The sequence below is a fragment of the Methylobacterium sp. WL6 genome (assembly GCF_008040095.1).
GTDB lineage: Bacteria > Pseudomonadota > Alphaproteobacteria > Rhizobiales > Beijerinckiaceae > Methylobacterium.
This window is the reverse complement of sequence record NZ_VRVH01000688.1, coordinates 1-500: the sequence shown is the minus strand read 5'-3', so window position 1 is coordinate 500 and position 500 is coordinate 1. Positions and strand designations below refer to the sequence as shown.

At 68.0% G+C, this 500-nt stretch carries 1 pseudogene; it reads left to right on the top strand.

Features of this window, described 5'->3' with window-relative positions:
- Nucleotides 1–500, top strand: a pseudogene (locus FV230_RS29185) (transposase); the annotation flags it as partial.

Sequence of the window (500 nt, the reverse complement as noted above, 5' to 3'; positions counted from 1 at the left end):
GCGGCATCTGCCGCTGGACTTCCCGCCGTAGAGCACGGTGCATCGCTGGTTCTTGCGTCTCTCGCAGACAGGCGTGTTCGAGCGCCTCGCTCATGCCCTCACGATGGCTGACCGTGAGCGCGTCGGACGTGAGGCCTGCCCGACCGGCTGTGTCGTCGATGCGCAAGCTGCCCGCTCGGGTGGCGTGGGGGTGGCCGGCGAACGCGGTTACGATCCGGCCCGGCGGGTCGTCGGGCGCAAACGCCACGCGCTGACGGATACAGACGGGCGCCTGCTCGTGGCTGCGGTCTCACCCGCTGACCTGCACGACAGCCACGGCGCGATTGCCCTGCTTCGAGCCTCGCGCGAACTGTTTCCCTTCCTAGCCCACTGCTTTGCCGACCGTGCCTATCGAGGCGAGCGTGTTGGCGCGGCCACGACCATCACGGTCGAAATTGTCGAACCCAAGGAGGGCCAGAAGGGCTTTGCGGTGCAGCCCAGGCGGTGGGTCATCGAGAGGA